The following is a 16,880-nucleotide window of genomic DNA, read 5'->3' as shown; positions in this document are numbered from 1 at the left end:
GGAGGCTCTCGCGGCGGTCAGTGGTGGTGGCCGTGCGCCGCGTGCGGGTCGTACGGCGCGGCCTCGGGCCGGGACCACTGCGGCACGGGGCGCCCGCGGTCCTTCCACCACGTCGCGGTCGGGTGCTGCGGCCAGCCGGCGGGGGAGTCCTCCCACTCCTCCTGCCGCCCGTACGCGGTCAGGTCGAGCAGCTGGGCCTGCGCCATGATCGCCTCGACGCCGCGGTGCGTGGTCTCGTTGGTGAGGAACACCCGGTCGTCGACGCGCAGGTAGCAGGAGATCAGGCCGCGGTCGTCGCTGAGGCCGCCACCCACCGCCTCGTCGGTGACGCCCTGCATCGAGTACCAGGGCACCCGGTAGCCCATGAACTCCACGAAGGGCGCGACCTCGTCCCACGGGCCCTCGCAGAAGACGGCGAACGTCACGCCGCGGTGGTGCAGGTAGGCGGCGTCCTGCACGCTCCAGATGCTGGCCGTGCAGCCCTCGCACTGCCCCTCGACCGGCTGCCCGGCGTGCCACATGTGCTTGTACGCGATCAGCTGGTCACGCCCGTCGAAGACGTCCAGGAGCGGGACCGGCCCGTCGGGGCCGACGAGCAGCGCGCCCGCGTCGACCTCGGTCATCGGCAGGCGCCTCCGCGCGGCGGAGATCGCGTCCCCCTCGCGGGTGTGCGCCTTCTCGCGGGCACGCAGCGCCTCGCGGTCACGCAGCCACGTGGCGCGGTCGACGGGGGAGGGGGAGGCGGCGGTCTCGGTCACGGCGGGCTCCTCGGCAGGTCGGGTCCGGGGCAGGGCGGTCCGGCTGCTCCGGTCGGTGGTTCGACCGGCGCGCGCCCCCGGACTCATCGGTGCCCCGCGGCCGTAGGCTCGGGGCGTGTTCCGCCTCAACCCCGAGCAGCTCGTGTTCGTCACCGAGCGCCACCTCGCCACCCTGACCACCCTGCGCGCCGACGGGAGCCCGCACGTCGTGCCCGTCGCCTTCACCTGGGACGCCGAGGCGGGCGTCGCGCGCACCACGGCGCGCCGGTCGTCGACCAAGGTGGCCAACGCACGCCGGGAGACCTCCGCGGGAGGCCGCCCCCGCGCGGCGCTGTGCCAGGTGGACGGCGGGCGGTGGCTGACGCTCGAGGGGACGATCGAGGTGAGCGAGGACGCCGACGAGATCGCGGACGCCGTCGTGCGGTACTCGAAGCGCTACCGGCCGCTGGAGCACGACCCCGAGCGCGTCGTGCTGCGCCTCACCCCGGACCGGGCGATGGCCTCGACCTACATGGCCTGAGCGCCCCGGCTCCCCGGCGGTGCTCAGGCGACGACGGCGGTCTCGTCGCCCTCGGGCAGGGCCACCGTCACCCGGTCGCCCCGGACCAGCTGGCGACCGCGGCGGGTCTCGGGTTCCTCGTTGACCCGGACCTCGCCGTCGGCGACCAGGTCACGCGCGTGGGTTCCGGACTCCGCGAGGCCCGCCAGCTTGAGGAACTGCCCCAGCCGGATCATGTCGTCGCGGATGGGGACCTCGATCGGGGCGCTCATGGGACCCATTGTCCGTCCTCGCGGTCGCGGTCCGGGCACCTCGCCGCGTGCGCGTGGCGACGGGGTGTCACGCCGCCAGGTCGACCGCGACGCCACGGCCGGCCGCTCGCGCCCGCTCGAGCAGGACCGCGCCCAGTGCGACGTCGAGGACTCCGAGCCCGACCGAGTCGAAGAGGGTGATCTCGTCCGGGGCGCGGCGCCCCGTCGCACGGCCCGTGACGACGTCGCCGAGCTCGAGGCGGCACGCGTCGGCGTCGATGGCCCCTTCGGCGATGGCGAGGAGCGCGTCGCCCGACTCGTGCAGGGCGGTCCCCACGGAGTCGACCACGACGCGGGAGCGCGCCATCGCGGCCCCGTCCACCTCGCGATGGTCCGGCCGGGGCGGCGCGCCGACGACGTTCACGTGCAGGCCGGGGGCGAACCACGCCCCCTGGACGAGGGGGTCGCGGGCGGGGGTGAGCGTGCACACCACGTCGGCAGTCCGGACCGCGGCCTCGGGAGATCCGACCGCCTCCACGGCGAGGTCCGGGAGGTGCTCGGCGACCTGCGCGGCGAAGGTCGCGACGCGCTCCGTGGTGCGGGACCAGACGAGGACGCGCTCGAGCGGCCTGACCTCGACCAGCGCCCGCACGTGCTCGAGCGCGAGCGCGCCCGCGCCGACGAGGCCGAGCACGCGGGCGTCCTCGCGTGCCAGCCACCGTGTCGCCACGGCGCTCGCGGCGGCCGTGCGCAGCCGGGTGGGGACCGCGCCGTCGAGCACCGCGGCGGGCGCGCCCGTGCTCGCGTCGACGAGCACCAGGACGGACCGCTGGGCCGGCAGGCCGCGGTCGCGGTTGCCGGGGACGTCGGCCAGCAGCTTCGAGCCGGCGAGCCCGGCCCGGCCCGACACGGCGGTCATGGGCAGGAAGTGCGCGGCGGGGTCGAGCGCCGCGGCCGTGAGCGGCGCCTGCGCGGCGACGCCGTCCGCGAGGTCGGCGAAGGTCTGCTCGACGAGGTCGACCACCTCCCGGGGCGACACCAGCCCGGTGAGCTCGGATCGGGTGAGGACGAGGGGCACGGGCGCTCCAGCATGGTCGGCGGGATGGTCGGCGGGACGGGCGGTGGGATGGTCGGTGGGACGGGCGGCGGGGCGGACCGCGGCGGTGCTCATGCGGTGCGTCCGAGCCGGGCGAAGGGCGTGGTGAGCCCCGACGGCGGGCGGCTGTGGGTGACGAGCCCGGCGACGGCCAGCAGCGCGAGGACGTACGGCAGCATGACGAGCAGCGCGAACGGCACGTCCACCCCCAGTGCGGGCAGCGTGAACTGCAGCGCCTGCGCCAGGCCGAAGACCAGCGCCGCCACGGCGACGCCGACCGGGCGCCAGCTCCCGGCGATCACGGCCACGACCGCGAGGTAGCCGACGCCCGCCGTCATGTTGTCCGTGAAGGTGTGCACCTCCGCGAGGGCGAGCTGGGTGCCCGCGAGGCCGGACAGCACCCCGACCACGAGCACCGCCAGGAACCGGACGCGCAGCACGGGCACGCCCGCACGGTCGGCGCTCGCGGCGTCCTCGCCGACGGCGCTCAGGGCGATGCCCCACGTCGTGCGGCGTGACGTGAGGAGGCCGAGCCCCACGACCACGGCCAGCAGGACGTACGCGAGGCCGGTCTGCTGGAACAGCGCGGGGCCGAGGACGGGGAGGTCGGACAGCCAGGGCACCGCGACCCGGTCGAAGCCCGGGACGACGGTGCCGCGCTCGAGGAGCAGGCGGGCGCCGAAGGTGGTGCCGGCGAGCGCGAGCGCGTTCGCGGCGATGCCGGTGACGATCTGGTCGGCGCGCAGGACGACGCTGAGCAGCGCCTGCAGGAGCCCGGCCAGGAGCCCCGCGGCGGCGCCGCAGGCGACGCCGACGAGGGCCGACCCGGAGGCCGTGGCCCCGACGACGGACGCGAACGCGCCGGTGAGCATCATGCCCTCGACGCTCATGGTCAGGACTCCCGAGCGCTCGCCCACGAGCTCGCCGCTCGCGGCGACCAGGACGGGGACGGCCAGGGCGACGCCTGCGGCGAGCAGGTCGGTGAGGGTGTCGATCACGGGCTCGCCTCCGGTCGGGGGGTCGTCGGGACGGTGCGGTGCGCGCGCCGGTGCCGGGTCGGGCGCACGGCCCAGACCGCGGTCCCGGCGACGCCGAGGATGACGAGGCTCTCCGCGACCTGCGTCAGCGACGCGGGCACGCCGGCGGCGAGCTGCAGGTTGATCCCGCCCGACACCAGGAAGCCGAGCGCGGCCGCGACGACCACGGCGACGGCGCAGGACCCGCGCGCCAGCAGGCCGACGACGAGGCCGGAGAACCCGTATCCCGACGAGATGCCGTCGTCGAGCACGTACGGCGCGGACACGACGAGGACGCCGCCCGCGACGCCCGCGGCCGCCCCGGCGGCGGTCAGCGCGGAGAACCGGAGCCGGTCCACGCCGAGGCCGAGGCGGTGCGCCGCGGGCCGGGACAGGCCGACGGCGGCGAGCCGGACGCCGGTGCCGGTGCGGTGCAGGACGAGCGCCACGACGCCCGCGGCGACGAGGGCGAGCACCGCGGCGACGGTCGCCGGCGAGCCCGGGACCCCGAGCAGCGGCAGGTGGGCCGCCTCCACGAGGGGGGCGGACTGCGGGAGCGTCTCGGAGCTGGTGACGGGCTGGCGCAGGAGCGCCTCCTCGTGCACGGCGAGGACGAGGACCGCGGCGCCGACGAAGTTGAGCAGCAGCGTGGTGATGACCTCGCTCACTCCGCGCCGGACGGCGAGCCAGGCCGCGATCGCGGCCCATCCCGCGCCGCCCGCGGCGGCGGCGAGCAGGACGAGGGGCAGCGCGACGGCCGGGGGCGCGCTCGGGGGCAGGGCGGTGCCGACCGCGGTCCCGGCGACCGCCCCCACGCAGATCTGGCCCTCCCCGCCGACGTTGACCAGGCCCGCGCGGTGCGCGAGCAGGAACCCGGCGGCCACCAGGAGCAGGACCGCCGCCGTGTTGACGGCCGAGCCGATCGCGTACGGGGTGCCGACCATGCCGTCCCAGAGGGCCGCCGCCGCCTCGGCGGGCGGCGCTCCGGCGAGCGCGGCGAGGGCGGCGGCCACGGCCAGGGCGCCGGCGACCGCCGCGGCCGGGACGAGGGCGGGCGCCAGGTCGCGGAGCCGGGCCGTCGGTCCGCGCGGCGGCGCCTCCCGACCACCGTCGGCGGGGGAGTTCGTGGGGCCGGGCTGTTTCGGCGTCCCGGTCGGTGTCCCTGTGGGTGCCCCGCTCGACGGCGTGGGCGGGGGCGCCGGCGGCGAGCCCGGCGCGGTGCTCCGCGGGGAACGTGCGGCGGCGAGGGCGCGTGCGGCGAGGGTCATACGGCTGCTCCCGTCATGAGGCGCGCGACCTGGTCGCGCGCGTCCGGCGCGTCGGTGGGCACGGCGTCGCTCAGCCGGCCCCGGTAGGCGACGTGCACGCGGTCGCACGTCGCGAGGAGCTCCGAGAGCTCGCTGGAGACCACCAGCACGGCGACGCCGGACGCGGCGGCGTCGCGCAGGCGGGTGACGACGTCGTCGACGGCGCCGAGGTCGAGGCCGCGCGTCGGCTGGGCGGCGACGACGCAGCGCAGCGGGTCGAGGCTGAGCTCGCGGGCCAGCACGGCCTTCTGCTGGTTGCCGCCCGAGAGCGAGGAGAGGGGCGCGTCGAGGTCGGCGGCCCGCACGTCGAACCGGGCCGCGAGGTCGCGCGCGTCGGCGCGCAGCGCACGCCGGTCGAGGAGCCCGAACCTCCGGTAGGCGCCGAGACGCCCGAGCAGGAGGTTCGTCGTGACGCTGAGCGCCGGGACGACGGCCTCGTGGTGGCGGTCCTCGGGGACGACGCCGAGGCCGAGCGCGGTGCGCCGTCCCGGCGTCGCGCGGGTGAGGTCGTGCCCGTCGAGCAGGACCTGTCCCGCCGCCGGGGCGCGCGCCCCGGAGAGCGCCGCGACGAGCTCGCTCTGGCCGTTGCCCTCCACGCCCGCGATCCCGACGACCTCGCCGGGTCGGACGGCCAGGTCGACGTCGTCCACCAGCCGCTCGCCGTCCGCGCCCTCCACGACGAGGCCGCGGACGTCCAGCGCGACGGGCAGGGACGCGTCGGGTCGCGGCGGGCCCGGGCGGCGGGCCGCCGCCTTCCCCTCCACGTCGACGCTCGCGGCGAGCACCGGGTCGAGCCCTCCGACGTGGCGACCGATCATCAGGGTGACCAGGTCCGCCGTGCCGAGCGCGTCGGGACCGCCGCCGTCCTCGGCCGTGGGGCCGCCGTCGCCGGGGCGGGCGATCCGGCCGCCCCCGACGACGCGCCCGCCCCGCAGCACCGTGGCGCGGTCGCCGACGCGCCGCACCTCGGCCAGCTTGTGGGTGACGAGGACGACGGCCGTCCCGGCGGCCGCGACGCGGCGACAGGTCCCCAGCAGCCGCTCGACGTCCTCGGGGCCGAGGACGCCCGTGGGCTCGTCGAGCAGCAGCAGGCGCGGCCGGTCGACCAGGGCGCGCACGATCTCGACCTGCTGGCGCGCGCCGATGCTGAGCTCCCCGGTCACGGCCGCCGGGTCGACACGCAGGCCCAGCTCGTCCTCGATCTCCGCGAGCCGCGTCGTGAGCCCCGCGAGGTCGGGGGGCAGCCGCCGCCCGCGCCCGAGCAGGAGGTTCTCCCGCACGGTGAGCGTGGGGACCAGCGAGAAGTGCTGGTGGACCATGCCGATGCCCAGGCGGATCGCCTCGGCGGGGGACGCGGGGGCGTACGGCGCTCCGTCCAGCAGCAGCTCGCCGCGGGTGGGGGGCAGGGTGCCGAAGACGAGGTGGCACAACGTCGACTTGCCGGCGCCGTTCTCGCCGAGCACGCAGTGCACCTCGCCGGCGGCGACCGTGAGGTCGACGTCGTCGAGCGCGGTGTGCGCGCCGAAGCGGCGGGTGACGCCGCGGAGCTCGAGCGCGGGCGTGTCGTCCGGTCGCGGTGGGGGCACGGGACCTCCTCGGTCGGTGGTCGGTCCGGCGGGACGGGGCCGGGTCGGTACGGGGCCGGGTCGGTACGGGCCGGGTCAGTACGGGGCGACGTCGCCGCTGGCGACGGACTCGGTGAGGGTCGCGAGCGCGTCCGCGGTCTCGGGGTCGTCGCCGCACAGGACGAACTCGGTACCGCCACGCTCGGACGTCAGGCCGAAGGGCACCTGCGCCGCCTCCCACGTGCCGTCCAGCACCGCCTGCACGGCGTACTCGACCTCGGTGCCGATGTCCGTGCGCACGTACCCGGCGTACGGTCCGGTGCACTCGCCGGGGATCGGCCCGCCGATCATCGCGGCGTCCGCGTCGGCCGCGGCCTGCTCGATGCCCTGCTTGCCGAGGTTCACGATCTGCCCGACGACGTCGACCCCGACGCCGAAGTTCGCCGCGGCGGCCTGCTTCGCCTTGGCCGGGTCGTTGAAGTCGCCGAGGAACTGCGGCGTCACCACGGTGGTGCCCGGGACGGCGGCCTCGGCGCCGTTCGCGAAGGCGGCCGAGGCGTTGACGATGGCCGGCAGCTCGACCCCGCCGATGAAGCCGATCTTCCCGGTGGACGACGACAGGGCCGCGACGGCGCCCGAGAGGTACTCGGCCTCCGCCTGCTGAGGGTCGTAGTAGGCGAGGTTGTCCAGCGGCTCGGCGTCGGCCGGCCCGCCGATCTCGACGAACGTGACGTCGGGGAACTGCGGAGCCACCTTGCGGAGGTCGGCGTCGGTCTGCCCGCCCACGGAGATCACCAGGTCGGAGCTGCCCGCGAGCCGCACCAGGGTCTGCTCGTAGTCGGCCGCGGCGACCTCCTCGACGAACGACATGTCGACCTCGTCGCCGAGCTCCTCCTCGACCCGCTGGTACCCGAGGTAGGCCGACTGCATGAACCCCGTGTCCGAGGTCGATCCGGGGAGGAACACGCCCACGGCCAGAGGCCCGTCGGCCGTCGGGTCGGTGCCGGAGGCGGCAGGGGTGCCGCAGGCCGCGAGAGCGAGGGTCCCCGCGGCGGCGAGCGCGGTGGCCAGGCGCCGGCGGGTCGGTGCGGCGGGAGACGGTCCGGTGCGGTGGGTGCGGGTTCCGGGGCGGGGGCTGCGCATGTCGTCCTCCAGTGAGTTAGCGGTATACCACTAATGGAGGAGTCTCGGGACGTCGTGTTTCCAGGGGGTCAACCGGCCGTAAATGCTGCGTGACCGTGCATCGGTCAGCCGGCGCGCCGGCCCCGGTTGCGCGACCGGGTCGCCTCGACGGGGTCGACGGGGGAGGAGGCCCAGGTCTCGGCGAGCGCGAGGCTCGGCCCGCGTCCCGAGGCCACGTGCCGCTGGGCGAGCGCGCCGACGGTCTCCGCGTCGCGGGCCTCGATCGCCGCGAGCATCGCCGCGTGCTCCTCGCACTGCTCGCGGGTGTCCCGACGCTTCGTGAGGTGGAAGAGCCAGCGCACCCGGGCGTCCAGCGGCGCGAGCATCGACCGCAGCAGCGTGTTGCCGCACGCCTGCACCACCGCCGCGTGGAAGCCGGCGTTCGCCGCGGCCGTCGCGGCGTCGTCGTGGGCGGCGAGGGCCTCGCGCGCGGCCTGCACGGCGGCCGCCATCGTCTCGAGGTCGGCGGCCGTGCGACGCAGCGCCGCGAGCCGGAACGCCAGCACCTCGACGCTCTCGCGGACCTCGAAGAGCTGCTCGACGTCCTCGCGCGTGAAGGGCGCGACCAGCGCCCCCTGCCGGGGCACCAGGATGACCAGGCCCTCGCCCTCGAGCTGCTGGAGCGCCTCGCGGAGCGGGACGCGCGAGACGCCGAGCTCGGCGGCGATGTCCCTCTCGACCAGCCGCTGACCCGGATGGAGGTCGAGGCCGATGATGCGTGCCTTGATGGTCTCGTAGGCGGTCTCGCGCAGCGAGCGGCTGTCGCCGCGGGGCGCGGGGGGCGTGGTCACGCACCGATCCTAAGGAGCGGGCGGGGCCGGTGGCCGGACCGGGGCCCGGCCTAGACTGGTCCGGTGATCCGACGCATCGACCTCCGCGGGCAGGACCTGACCCGCACCGAGCTGCTCGGGGTGCTGCCGCGCCCCGAGATCGGGGTGGACGAGGCCGTCCAGGCCGTCACCCCGATCATCGCCGACGTCCGGGCCCGCGGTGCCGCCGCGCTCCGCGACCTGTCGGAGCGCCTCGACGGCGTGCGTCCGGAGCATCTGCGCGTCCCGGTGGAGGCGCTGGCCGCCGCCCTCTCGGGGCTCGACCCGCAGGTGCGGGCGGGGCTCGAGGAGGCCATCCGGCGGGTCCGGGCGGTGCACGCCGCGCAGGTGCCGACGGAGCACGCCACGCAGCTCGCGCCGGGTGCGGTGGTGCGACAGCGGTGGGTCCCCGTGCAGCGCGTGGGCCTGTACGTGCCCGGTGGCCGCGCCGTGTACCCGTCGTCCGTGATCATGAACGTGGTCGCCGCGCAGGAGGCCGGGGTGCCCGGGCTCGCCGTCGCGTCGCCGCCGCAGAAGGACGCCGGTGGGCTGCCGCACCCGACGATCCTCGCGGCGTGCGCGCTGCTCGGCGTCGACGAGGTCTACGCGGTCGGCGGGGCCCAGGCGGTGGCGATGTTCGCGTACGGCGCCGCCGGCACCGAGCCGCAGGACGGCGACGTGCTGTGCGACCCGGTGGACGTCGTGACGGGCCCCGGCAACGTGTACGTGACGGCGGCCAAGCGCCTGGTGCGCGGCGTCGTCGGCATCGACGCCGAGGCCGGGCCCACGGAGATCGCCGTGCTCGCCGACGAGACGGCCGACCCGGGGCACGTCGCCCTCGACCTCATCAGCCAGGCCGAGCACGACCCGATGGCTGCCTCCGTCCTGGTCACGCCGTCCGTGGAGCTGGCCGGCGCCGTGGAGGCCCGGCTGAGCGACCTGGTGGGCTCCACCAAGCACTCGGCCCGCGTCCTGCAGGCGCTCGGCGGACCGCAGTCCGCCGTCGTGCTCGTCGACGACCTGGAGCAGGGTCTCGCGGTGGTGGACGCCTACGGCGCGGAGCACCTGGAGATCCAGACCGAGGGGGCAGCGGCGCTCGCGGAGCGTGTGCGATCGGCGGGGGCGATCTTCGTCGGCCCGTGGTCGCCCGTCTCCCTCGGCGACTACATGGCGGGCAGCAACCACGTGCTCCCCACCGGCGGCTCCGCGCACTTCTCCAGCGGCCTCGGCGTCCACGCCTACCTCAAGTCCGTCCAGGTGGTGGAGTACTCCCGCGACGCGCTCGAGGAGCTCGCCGACCGCATCGTCGCCGTCGCGAACGACGAGGACCTGCCCGCGCACGGCGAGGCCGTCCGCGGACGCTTCCTCTGAGCAGCCGCACCACGCCCACGACCGGTCCTCGCCGGGGCGCGGAATAGTGTGCCAAGCGGCACGGCCCACGGCGTCGGCCGCGTCGGAGGGCCGTGCGAGCATGGACGCATGCCCGCGCCGCCACCCCGCCTCGACCCGGTCGTGGTGGGCGACGTCGTCGGGAGCGCCGCGTTCCGCCGCGCCCAGGGCTACCAGCGCGCGGGCATGGTGCGCACCTGGCACTGGGACCCCGACGCGCGGGCGCTCACGGCCCGCGTCGCGGGCAGCGGGGCGCAGCCCTACGCCTGTCGCGTGACGTTCACCGTCGGGGCCGACGGGCGGTACGCCTACGACGGGTCGACCTGCAGCTGTCCGGTGCGAGCGGACTGCAAGCACGTCGCAGCCGTCCTGCTGCACGTCGGTGCCCAGCCCGAGGCGGTCGGGACCGCCGTGGCCGCCGTCAGCGGTGACGAGAACGGCGACGAACCCGTGGGCTGGAGGGGGCGCCTCGCCGCGGTGACCGGAGCCCCGGACGCCGGGTCCCGCCGTCCGGCCGCGCACGGCACCCGCGACGGCGGCACCCTGCCGGTCGCACTGCGGTTCCGGCTCGACGAGGAGTTCGGCGGCCTGCCCCCGGAGCTCTCGGTGCGGCCGGTCGTGCCGGGGCGCACCGGCTGGAAGGTCGCGCCCGAGGCGAGCTGGGAGGCGCTGGCCACCGGCCTGTACGCGTTCGCCGACGTGCGGGCCACGCCCGCGCCCGAGGTGCGGCGCTGGTTCGCCGACCTCGGGTCCGCCCTCGGCGACGGGGGCGGGTTCGGCCGCGGCCGGCGCGCCTGGCGCCCCCTGGCCGCCGGCGGCCGCGGGCTGTGGGCGCTGCTCGCCGAGGCCGCGGACCTGGAGATCCCGCTCGTCGCGCACGGGGCGCGTGACGAGGTGCTCCTGGCGGACGCGGCGGAGCTCCGCCTGAGGGTGGGGACCGCGGTCGGCGCGGCGGACGGCGGGGTGCACCTGGACCCGGTCGTGGCCTTCGACCGCGTCGACGTGGCCCCGGGTGCACCGCTCGGCACGGTGGGGGACACCGGCCTGTACGCGGTCGAGGCCTCCGGCCGGCGGACCGTGCTCCGGCTGGGGCCCACGCCGCGGCGGCTGTCCGACGCCGCGCGGGAGCTCGTGGTCGTGGGCCGGGTGGAGGTGCCGGGCGACGACGTGGCGGAGCTCTACGCCGAGCACCTCCCCGCGCTCCGTCGCGCCGTGCGCGTCGTCACCGACGGCTCCGTCGCGCTGCCCGACCCGCCGCGCCCGGTGCTCGTGGCCGAGGTCGCCTTCCCGTCGCCGGAGCACGCGCTCCTGACGTGGAGGTTCGACTACCCGGCGCCCGTCGGCGGGGGTGCGGCGCGTCGCGTCGCGCTGGACGGGGCGACGTCGGACCCGGTGCGGGACCCGGGGGCCGAGGCCGAGATCCGGGCCAAGGCGCAGGCGACCGTCCGGGGCGTGCCCGGCTTCGAGCGCTTCGACCTCGCCGCCCGGACGGACCTCAATGGCCTGGACGCCCTCGACCTCGCCCACGGCGTGCTCCCCGCGCTGGCCGCCACGGGCGACGTGCGCGTCGAGGCCGGCGACGTGCCGCACTACCTGCACCTGGACGCCGCGCCCCGCGTGGTCGTCTCGGGGGCGCCCTCGGGGGACTCCGACTGGCTCGATCTCGGCGTCTCGGTGACCGTCGGCGGCAAGGCGCTCCCTTTCGCCCGCCTATTCACCGCCCTCGCGCGCGGCGACAAGCGGCTGCTCCTCGTCGACGGGTCGTGGCTGCGCCTCGACCAGCCGGTGCTGGGCCGCCTGCGTGACCTCATCACGGAGGCCACCGCGCTGAGCGACCGGCCGGGCAAAACGCGGGTCAGCCGCTACGACGCGCAGCTGTGGGGCGAGCTCGAGGACGTGGCGGACGTCGTCGAGGCCGCGGAGGCCTGGCGGCGGTCGCTGGCCGGCCTGCGCGCGCTCGCCGCGGGGGAGCGTGTCGCGGAGGCGTTGGACGTGCCCGACGGCGTGCGCGCCGAGCTGCGGCCGTACCAGCGGCAGGCGTTCGAATGGCTGACCTTCCTGTGGCAGCACGGGCTCGGGGGGATCCTGGCCGACGACATGGGGCTCGGCAAGACGGTCGAGACGCTCACGTTCCTGGCGCACGCGCGGACGACGGCGGCGGACGCCCCGCCCTTCGTCGTCGTCGCCCCGGCCTCCGTGGTCGGGAACTGGGTGGACGAGGCGGCGCGCTTCACCCCCGGGCTGCGGGTGGTCGCGATGCCCGCCACCTCGCGCACGCTCGGCACCGACCTGGCCGAGCTCGCCGCCGGGGCCGACGTGGTCGTCACGTCGTACGCCGTCTTCCGTCTCGAGTTCGACGCGTTCGACGCGCTCGAGTGGGGCGGGCTGATCCTCGACGAGGCGCAGGTGGCGAAGAACCCGCGCACGCGGGCGCACGAGACCGCCCGGCTGCTGCGCGCCCCGTTCAAGCTGGCGGTCACGGGCACGCCGCTCGAGAACAACCTCATGGAGCTGTGGGCGGCCCTCGCGATCGTCGCGCCGGGGCTGTACCCGTCGATGCACCGCTTCAAGGCGGAGACCGCGCGGCTGGTCGACGCCGCGGCCGCCGACGACGACCCCCAGGTGGTCGCGGCCGGCAACCGCGCGCTCGCACGCCTCAAGCGGCGCATCCGCCCGCTCGTGCTGCGCCGCACCAAGGAGCAGGTCGCCCCCGAGCTCCCCGAGCGCACCGAGCGCGTGCTGCGCGTGCCGCTCACCCCCGACCACCGCAAGGTCTACGACACCCACCTGCAGCGCGAGCGACAGCGGCTGCTCGGGCTGCTGGAGGACTTCGACGCGAACCGCGTGGCGATCTTCCGGTCGTTGACGACGCTGCGCCGCCTCGCGCTCGACGCGTCGCTCCTCGACGACGCGTACGCGGGCGTGGGCTCCGCCAAGCTCGACGTGGTGACCGACGAGCTGACCGAGATCGCCGCGGAGGGCCACCGGGCGCTCGTCTTCTCGCAGTTCACGTCGTTCCTGCGGCGCGTCGAGCAGCGCGTCACCGCCGCTGGGCTGCCCGTCGTCTACCTCGACGGCGCCACCCGCCGGCGCGCGGACGTCGTGCGGGCCTTCAAGGAGGGCGACGCCCCGGTGTTCCTCGTCTCGCTCAAGGCGGGCGGCGTCGGGCTCAACCTCACCGAGGCCGACTACGTCTACCTGCTGGACCCGTGGTGGAACCCCGCCACCGAGGCGCAGGCCGTCGACCGCACCCACCGCATCGGGCAGACCCGCAACGTCGTCGTGACGCGCCTGGTCGCGCAGGACACGATCGAGGAGAAGGTCATGGCGCTCGCGCGGCGCAAGGCCGCGCTGTTCGACGCCGTGCTCGACGACGCGGCGGGCACGTTCGCCCGGGCGCTCGCGGCCGACGACGTCCGGGGGCTGCTCGACGGCTGACCCTGGTGCCCCGCCGCGGCGCGCGCGGACCCGTCAGCGCACGCCGAGCACGAACGGGTGCACCGCCGCGGCGCCGGCCTGGCGCAGCAGCCGGGCGGCCACCGTGAGCGTCCAGCCGGACTCGGTCCAGTCGTCCACCAGCAGCACGGTGCGGCCCGGCAGGCCGCGCAGGGCGGCGTCGCCCAGCTCCGGTCGCAGGCGCCGCGCCACTCCCGCGAGGCGCATCGCCGAGTTCACGTCGTGCCGGTCGGGCTGCTCGGAGCCGGCGGCCGGCCCGACCGCGCCGATGAGCGGCACGCCCAGGTAGGCGGCCAGCCCCGAGGCCAGGTGGTAGGTGAGCTGCGGACGGGTGGCCGACCGCACCGCGACCACGCCCTCGATCGCGTGGGACGCGCCCGCGTCGTCCGCCCCGTCGCCGCCGTCGCTGCGGCCGGGGTGGATGGCGTCCCAGTCGTCGAGGACACGCGCGGCGGCGTGCCGCAGCGGCACGGGCACCTCGCCGTCGGGTGCACCCGCCGCGAAGAGGTCGCGCAGCGGGCCCGACCAGCCCAGGCCGTCGAGGCGGGCGACCGCGCGTCCCGGCTCGGCGCGCTCGCCGGGCGCGATCTTGCCCTTGAGGTCGAGACCGAGGGCGGCCAGCCCGGACGGCCACATCGCGCGCGGTCCGACCTCCACGCCGGGCCGGTCCATGTCGGCGCGCGCGGCGGCCACGGCCTCCGCGTCGGGGACGGCGGGCAGCGTGACACCGTCGCACCGGTCGCAGCGGCCGCAGGCCCAGCCGTCGGGCAGCTCCGGGTCGTCGAGCTGGGCGCGCAGGTACGCCATCCGGCACCCGGAGGTGGCCACGTAGTCGACCATGGCCTGCTGCTCCGCCTGGCGGGTGGCCTCCACCCGTGCGTAGCGCTCGGCGTCGTACGCCCAGGGGGTGCCGGTGGCGACCCAGCCGCCCTGCACGCGCCGCACCGCGCCGTCGACGTCGAGCACCTTGAGCATCGTCTCGAGCCGGGACCGCTTGAGGTCGACCTGCGTCTCGAGCGCGGCGGTCGACTGCGCGCCCTCGGACGCCCCGAGGGCGCCGAGCGTGGCGCGGACCTGCGGCTCGGTGGGGAACGCCTGCGACCCGAACCAGTCCCAGATCGCCCGGTCCTCGTGCCCGGGCAGGAGCACGACGACGGCGTCGTCCACGCCACGGCCCGCGCGGCCCACCTGCTGGTAGTAGGCGATGGGGGAGGAGGGTGCGCCGAGGTGCACGACGAACGCGAGGTCGGGCTTGTCGAAGCCCATGCCGAGCGCGGACGTCGCCACCAGGGCCTTGACCCGGTTCTCCTTGAGGTCCTCCTCCAGCTGCTCCCGCTGGGTGGGGTCGGTCCGGCCGGTGTAGGCCGCGACCGCCAGCCCCGCGCCCCGGAGCTGCTCGGCCACCTGCTCGGCGGCGGACACGGTGAGGCAGTAGACGATGCCCGACCCCTCGACGTCCTGCAGCGCCTCCACGAGCCACGCCACCCGCGTGGGCTGGTCGGGGAGCTCGAGCACGGCGAGGTGCAGCGACTCGCGGTCCAGCCCGCCCCGCAGCACGAGCACGTCCTCGTCGGGGACGGGGTCGCCGCCGGCGGCCGTTCCGTGCACGCCGAGCTGCTCGGCGACGTCGGCGGTGACGCGGGCGTTGGCCGTGGCCGTCGTGGCGAGGACGGGGATGCCGGGCGGCAGGTCGGCGAGCAGCGTGCGGATGCGGCGGTAGTCGGGCCGGAAGTCGTGGCCCCAGTCGGAGATGCAGTGCGCCTCGTCGATCACCACGAGGCCCGCGTCGGCCGCCAGGCGGGGGAGCACCTCGTCGCGGAACGCCGGGTTGTTGAGCCGCTCGGGCGAGCACAGGAGCACGTCGACCTCGCCCGCCGCGATGTCCGCGTGCACCTGGTCCCACTCGGTGACGTTCGAGGAGTTGATCGTCACGGCGCGGATCCCGGCGCGCGACGCCGCCGCGATCTGGTCGCGCATGAGCGCCAGGAGCGGGGACACGATGACGGTGGGACCCGCGCCCCGGGACCGCAGCAGGGACGTCGCGACGAAGTACACGGCGGACTTGCCCCACCCGGTGCGCTGCACGACGAGCGCGCGGCGGCGGAACGCGACGAGCGCCTCGATCGCGCGCCACTGGTCCTCCCGCAGCGTCGCGTCCTCGCGGCCGACCAGCGCGCGCAGCGACTCCTCGGCCTGCTCGCGCAGCGTGCCGCCGCCCTCGCCCGCGCTGTCGAGCAGCCCGCGGAGCATCGCGAGCTTCGCGCGCTTGGCGGCGTCGGGTGCCGACGCGGGTTCGGGGGACGGGACGGGCGGCGGGGCGGTCCGCGGCCCGGGCGGGGCGCCGTGCTCGTTCTCGTTCTCGGGCGCCTGGTCGTCAGGCGGCGGGACGTCCTCGTCCGTCGGGTCGAACACGAGGTCGGCGTACGGGTCGTCGGGGTGGCTCACGTCTTCGATCGTAGGGGGCGCCGCCGACGGCTCCGGCCCGTCCTCCACAGGCCGTCAGCGCACGTACTCCCGCAGGAGCGCCACGGACGACGCCACCACCGCGACCACCTCGGCCGCGGCGGCGACGATCTCGGTGGCCCCCGCGAACGTCTCGTTGACGCCGTAGAAGCCGACCGTCGTCGACAGGACGAACGCGAGCAGCGTCAGGCCGCCGAAGCCGATGCCGCCGACGAGCGGCAGCCAGTGCCGCCAGGCCACGAGCAGCCCGGCCAGCACGACGCCCGCCACGGCGTTGAGGAGGAAGAGGGGGCCGACGACGGCGATCGTGTCGTAGCCGTCGACGTACAGCACGACGTGGACGACGGCGGAGACGAGGACCGCGATCGCGGCCGCGAGTCGCCAGCCGCGCGCGACCGGCGGCCGGGCCGAGGGGGTGGGCCGCGGCCGGGGTGGCACCGCGCCGTGCGACGAGTCCATGATGATGATGCTCCCACTCCTCGGTGGTGCCGTCAGCGGAAGCGTCCGGCGGGCCGGGGCCCGACCCACCGGAGGCGCCATGCCGACCAGCCCAGCGACCAGCCCTCAGGCCAGCCCTCAGGCCGGCCCTCAGGCCAGTCCGACCGTGCCCGACGCGGCCGCCTGCTCCTGCGGTCCGACCCGCCGACAGCTGCTGCGCGGCACGGGCGCGGCGGCGGGCGCGATCGCGGGCGCCGGGGTGCTCGCCGCCTGTGCCGAGCAGAAGCCGACGCCGCAGGAGGCCGCGGCCTCCGCGAGCGCGGCGGGCGCGGGCACGGTCGTCGTCGCGCTCGCCGACGTGCCGGTGGGCGGCGCCGTCGCCGCGAAGGTCGGTGGTCAGGACGTGCTCGTGACCCAGCCGACCCAGGGCGAGGTGCACGCGTTCAGCGCGATCTGCACGCACGCGGGCTGCACGGTCGCGCCCGGCGAGGGCGAGCTGCTGTGCCCGTGCCACCAGTCGCGCTACGCGCTGACGGACGCCGCGGTGCTCGGCGGGCCGGCGCCCGAGCCGCTCCCGTCGATCCAGGTCGAGGTCTCGGGGGACGACGTCGTGCTCGCGTGACGGGGCGCACGGACGACGGGGGCCCGGCG

Annotated in this window: 14 protein-coding genes; 4 read left to right on the top strand and 10 right to left on the bottom strand. The window is 76.6% G+C overall.

Features of this window, described 5'->3' with window-relative positions; genetic code table 11:
- Positions 1–17: 17 nt before the first annotated feature.
- Entirely contained in the window at positions 18–758 is a 741-nt protein-coding gene (locus tag ACFQ80_RS08990; RefSeq protein WP_430563404.1) for a DUF899 family protein, read from the bottom strand.
- 115 nt (positions 759–873) lie between these two features.
- Here ACFQ80_RS08990 and ACFQ80_RS08985 point away from each other — a divergent pair, with 115 nt between their 5' ends.
- Positions 874–1,278, top strand: coding sequence for a pyridoxamine 5'-phosphate oxidase family protein (locus ACFQ80_RS08985; protein WP_430552265.1), 405 nt, complete (start codon positions 874–876; stop codon positions 1,276–1,278).
- 23 nt (positions 1,279–1,301) lie between these two features.
- Here the strand turns inward: ACFQ80_RS08985 and ACFQ80_RS08980 are convergent, their stop codons facing one another.
- The 7 genes from ACFQ80_RS08980 to ACFQ80_RS08950 form a co-directional block, all read right to left on the bottom strand.
- Positions 1,302–1,529: an RNA-binding S4 domain-containing protein gene (locus tag ACFQ80_RS08980; protein WP_430552264.1), complete on the bottom strand. Its 228-nt coding sequence runs from the start codon at positions 1,527–1,529 to the stop codon at positions 1,302–1,304.
- A gap of 67 nt (positions 1,530–1,596) precedes the next feature.
- A complete protein-coding gene (locus ACFQ80_RS08975) occupies positions 1,597–2,679 on the bottom strand; it encodes an ornithine cyclodeaminase family protein (RefSeq protein WP_430563403.1) in 1,083 nt (360 codons plus the stop codon).
- Positions 2,676–3,602 carry an ABC transporter permease gene (locus tag ACFQ80_RS08970; RefSeq protein WP_430563402.1) on the bottom strand — a complete coding sequence of 309 codons (927 nt, stop codon included), beginning with the start codon at positions 3,600–3,602 and terminating at the stop codon, positions 2,676–2,678. The genes ACFQ80_RS08975 and ACFQ80_RS08970 overlap by 4 nt, the downstream gene beginning before the upstream one ends.
- Positions 3,599–4,888, bottom strand: coding sequence for a hypothetical protein (locus tag ACFQ80_RS08965; RefSeq protein WP_430563401.1), 1,290 nt, complete (start codon positions 4,886–4,888; stop codon positions 3,599–3,601). Before ACFQ80_RS08965 ends, ACFQ80_RS08970 begins: the two co-directional genes overlap by 4 nt.
- On the bottom strand, positions 4,885–6,513 hold the full coding sequence (locus tag ACFQ80_RS08960) for an ABC transporter ATP-binding protein (protein WP_430563400.1): 1,629 nt from the start codon (positions 6,511–6,513) through the stop codon (positions 4,885–4,887). Before ACFQ80_RS08960 ends, ACFQ80_RS08965 begins: the two co-directional genes overlap by 4 nt.
- A 75-nt stretch (positions 6,514–6,588) precedes the next feature.
- Positions 6,589–7,635 (bottom strand): BMP family ABC transporter substrate-binding protein, encoded by a 1,047-nt coding sequence (locus tag ACFQ80_RS08955; RefSeq protein WP_430563399.1) that lies wholly within the window; start codon positions 7,633–7,635, stop codon positions 6,589–6,591.
- Between the two features lie 104 nt (positions 7,636–7,739).
- A complete protein-coding gene (locus ACFQ80_RS08950; RefSeq protein WP_430563398.1) occupies positions 7,740–8,465 on the bottom strand; it encodes a GntR family transcriptional regulator in 726 nt (241 codons plus the stop codon).
- 63 nt (positions 8,466–8,528) lie between these two features.
- Here ACFQ80_RS08950 and hisD point away from each other — a divergent pair, with 63 nt between their 5' ends.
- Positions 8,529–9,854, top strand: a complete 1,326-nt coding sequence (hisD, locus tag ACFQ80_RS08945) for a histidinol dehydrogenase (RefSeq protein WP_430563397.1) — start codon at positions 8,529–8,531, stop codon at positions 9,852–9,854.
- A gap of 108 nt (positions 9,855–9,962) precedes the next feature.
- Entirely contained in the window at positions 9,963–13,310 is a 3,348-nt protein-coding gene (locus ACFQ80_RS08940) for an SNF2-related protein (RefSeq protein WP_430563396.1), read from the top strand.
- A 33-nt stretch (positions 13,311–13,343) separates the two neighbouring features.
- Here the strand turns inward: ACFQ80_RS08940 and ACFQ80_RS08935 are convergent, their stop codons facing one another.
- On the bottom strand, positions 13,344–15,578 hold the full coding sequence (locus ACFQ80_RS08935; protein ID WP_430563440.1) for a RecQ family ATP-dependent DNA helicase: 2,235 nt from the start codon (positions 15,576–15,578) through the stop codon (positions 13,344–13,346).
- A 249-nt stretch (positions 15,579–15,827) separates the two neighbouring features.
- Positions 15,828–16,250: a hypothetical protein gene (locus ACFQ80_RS08930; RefSeq protein WP_430563395.1), complete on the bottom strand. Its 423-nt coding sequence runs from the start codon at positions 16,248–16,250 to the stop codon at positions 15,828–15,830.
- 145 nt (positions 16,251–16,395) lie between these two features.
- Between ACFQ80_RS08930 and ACFQ80_RS08925 the strand changes: the two genes are divergently transcribed.
- On the top strand, positions 16,396–16,851 hold the full coding sequence (locus tag ACFQ80_RS08925) for a ubiquinol-cytochrome c reductase iron-sulfur subunit (protein WP_430563394.1): 456 nt from the start codon (positions 16,396–16,398) through the stop codon (positions 16,849–16,851).
- Positions 16,852–16,880 lie beyond the last annotated feature (29 nt).

The organism is Isoptericola sp. NPDC056578, assembly GCF_042793275.1.
Taxonomy (GTDB): domain Bacteria; phylum Actinomycetota; class Actinomycetes; order Actinomycetales; family Cellulomonadaceae; genus Isoptericola.
Note: the sequence above shows the minus strand (reverse complement) of the source record. Positions and strands in the feature narration are given on the sequence as shown.